Origin of the sequence: Streptomyces sp. B1866 (assembly GCF_031932565.1) — a bacterium.
Lineage (GTDB): Bacteria > Actinomycetota > Actinomycetes > Streptomycetales > Streptomycetaceae > Streptomyces.
Genome location: NZ_JAVSCF010000410.1, coordinates 1 through 3,363, shown reverse-complemented (window position 1 = coordinate 3,363; position 3,363 = coordinate 1). Strand labels below are relative to the sequence as shown.

The 3,363-nt window shown below is 77.5% G+C and carries 1 protein-coding gene; it reads left to right on the top strand.

Annotation, left to right across the window (positions count from 1 at the left end):
* A partial coding sequence (locus tag RKE29_RS28825; protein ID WP_312008651.1) for a type I polyketide synthase occupies window positions 1-3,363 on the top strand: 3,363 nt, incomplete at both ends.

The following is a 3,363-nucleotide window of genomic DNA, read 5'->3' as shown; positions in this document are numbered from 1 at the left end:
TTCCAACACCACCACTACTGGCTCGACTCAGCCGTGTCGGCGGGAGACGTGGCGGCGGCAGGGCTTGAGTCGGCGCGGCATCCGCTGCTGGGCGCGGCGGTCGGGCTGGCGGAGGGTGCGGGCCGCCTGTTGACCGGCCGGATCTCCCTGCGTACGCACCCCTGGCTCGCCGATCACGCCGTCGGGGACACGGTGCTGCTTCCCGGCACCGCCTTCCTCGAACTCGCCCTTCAGGCCGGTGAGCACATCGGACTTCACCGGGTCGAGGAGCTGACGCTGCACTCTCCGCTCGTCGTGCCCGAGCGCGACGGCGTCGCCCTCCAAGTGACCGTGGCCGGGCCCGACGAGACCGGCCGCCGGGCGGTGCGCGTGCACGCGCGCGTCGATGCCGACACCGCCGCGACCGGCGTGGCGGCGGACGCGTGGACGCACCACGCCAGCGGCACCCTCGCCGAAGAGCCCGCCCCGGGCCCGCGCGGGGCCGGTCACGGCGAGGCCGACCTCGCGGACCTCGGCGGGGCGTGGCCCCCGCCGGGTGCCTCCGCCGTGGACGTGGCGGAGCTGTACGAGCGGCTCGCCGAGGCGGGATTCGGCTACGGCGCGGCGTTCCGGGGGCTGCGGGCCGCCTGGCAGCGCGACGACGACGTATACGCGGAGGTCACGCTGCCCGAGGAGGCCCAGGCGGGCGCGACGGCCCGCTTCGGGCTGCACCCGGCGCTCCTCGACTCCGCTCTGCACGCCCTGCCGCTGCTTCCCGCCCTCCAGGGACAGGACACCGGACTGCCCTTCGCGTGGGAGGCGGTGACGCTGCACGCGGCGGGCGCGACCGCCCTTCGGGTGCGGCTGCGGCCGACCGGCTCCGGTGCGGTCGCGGTCGACGTGGCCGACGAGACGGGCGCGCCGGTGGCGTCGGTCGGGTCGCTGGCCCTGCGGCCGGTGTCCCCGGCCGAGTTGCGGGCATCTGCTTCCGGTCCCCGCGGCGACGCGCTGTTCGAGGTGCGCTGGGAGCCGGTCGCCGACCCCGGGGACGTACCGGAGGAGCCGGGGGACTGGGCGGTGGTCGGCCCGGGCCCCGAGGGCGCCTTGGGGCAGGGGCCGCGGACCTACGCCGACCCGGACGAGCTGTGGCAGGCCGTCGACGCGGGCGCGCCCGTACCCCGTACGCTCCTGGCCTGGTCGGCCGCGGCGGACCAGGCGGAGCCGGCGGGCGTGCACTCCGCCACCCGCGACATGCTGGCCGTGCTGCGGCGGTGGCTGGGCGACGACCGGTTCGCCGGCTGCCGCCTGGGCGTGCTCACCCGGGGCGCCGTGGCCACCCGCCCCGACGAGGACGTGGCGGACCTCGGCGGGGCGGCGGTGTGGGGCCTGGTCCGCTCCGCCCGGTCGGAGAACCCGGACCGGATCGTGCTCGTGGACCTGGAGGCACCGGCCGTCGAAACGCGGGGCGGGCAGGACGGGCGGGGCGAGCCGGACGATGGGCCGCGGGCGCTGTCCGCCGCTCTGGCCTCCGGCGAGCCGGAAGTCGCCGTACGCGGCGGCGTCCCGTACGTCCCCCGGCTGCTGCCGATGGCCGGACCCGGACCCGCGGCGGACCCCGACGAGACCGACGAGCCTGCGCGGCCGTGGGCGTCCGGCGGCACCGTGCTGATCACGGGCGGCACGGGCAGCCTGGGCGGGACGCTCGCCCGGCACCTGGTGACCGCCCACGGCGTTCGTCACCTGCTGCTCCTCGGCCGCCGTGGCCCGGCCGCGGAGGGCGCCGAGCGGCTGGCGGCCGAGCTGGCGGAGCTCGGGGCGAGCGTCACTCTCGCGGCGTGCGACGCCGCCGACCGCGCGGCGCTGGCGCGGACGCTGGAGACGGTCCCCGACGACCGTCCGCTGACGGCCGTGGTGCACGCGGCGGGCGTACTGGACGACGGCGTGATCGCGTCCCTCACGCCCGAGCGGCTGAGCCGCGTGCTGCGGTCCAAGGCCGACGCCGCGCTCAACCTGCACCACCTCACCCACGACCGGCCGCTGAGCGCGTTCGTGCTCTTCTCCTCGCTGGCCGGCGTCACGGGCTCCCCGGGACAGGGCAACTACGCGGCGGCGAACGCCTTCCTCGACGCCCTGGCGTGCCGGCGGCGGGCGGCAGGACTCCCGGCCGTGTCGCTGGCCTGGGGCCTGTGGGAGCAGGCCGGGGGCATGGCCGGGCAACTGGACGCCGCCGACCACTCGCGCATCCTCCGGTCCGGCCTGCGGCCGCTGCCCTCGGACGAGGCCCTGCACCTGTTCGACAGGGCCCTGGCCTGCGGCCGTCCGGTCACCGTGCCCGCCGGGCTGAACACGGCGGCGCTGCCGGGGCCGGAGGCCGTCCCGCCGCTGTTCCGGCGCCTGGCGGGCGGCCGTACGCGCGCCGGCTCCCGGGCCGCGGCGGCCGGCGGACCGGCCGCGCTGCGGCGGCGGCTGGCCGGTCTCGGGCCGGAGGAGCAACTGCGGACGGCCCTCCAGCTGGTGCGCTCCCAGGCGGCGGCGGTGCTGGGGCACCGTGCGGCCGACTCGGTTCCGGCCGAGTCGGCGTTCCGCGACCTGGGATTCGACTCCCTCACCGCGGTCGAGCTGCGCAACCGGCTCCAGACGGCCACCGGCCTGCGCCTCCCGGCCAGCCTGGTCTTCGACCGCCCCAACCCCCTGGCGCTCGCCCGCCGGCTGCGCGAGGAGCTGGTCGGCGACCGGTCGGCGGCCGCGCCGCGCGCCTCGACCGGCCGCGCGGCGGCGGACGAACCGGTGGCCATCGTCGGCATGGCCTGCCGGTATCCCGGCGGCGCGCGGACCGCCGAGGAGCTGTGGGACCTGGTCGCCTCCGGCGTGGACGCGGTGGGCGACTTCCCGGCGGACCGCGGCTGGGACGTGGAGCGGCTGTACGACCCCGACCCGGACCGGCCCGGCACCAGCTACACCCGTCGGGGCGGGTTCCTCTACGACGCGGCCGAGTTCGACCCGGAGTTCTTCGCGATCAGCCCGCGTGAGGCGCTGGCGACNGACCCGGACCGGCCCGGCACCAGCTACACCCGTCGGGGCGGGTTCCTCTACGACGCGGCCGAGTTCGACCCGGAGTTCTTCGGGATCAGCCCGCGTGAGGCGCTGGCGACGGACCCGCAGCACCGGCTGCTGCTGGAGGTCACCTGGGAGGCGCTGGAGCGGGCGGGCATCGACCCGACCTCGGTGCGCGGCAGCCTGACCGGGGTGTTCGCGGGGGTGATGTACCACGACTACGGCTCGCGCCTGCACAGCATCCCGGAGGGCTTCGAGGGGTACATCGGCAACGGGAACGCCGGCAGCATCGCCTCCGGGCGCGTCGCCTACACCTTCGGCCTGGAGGGC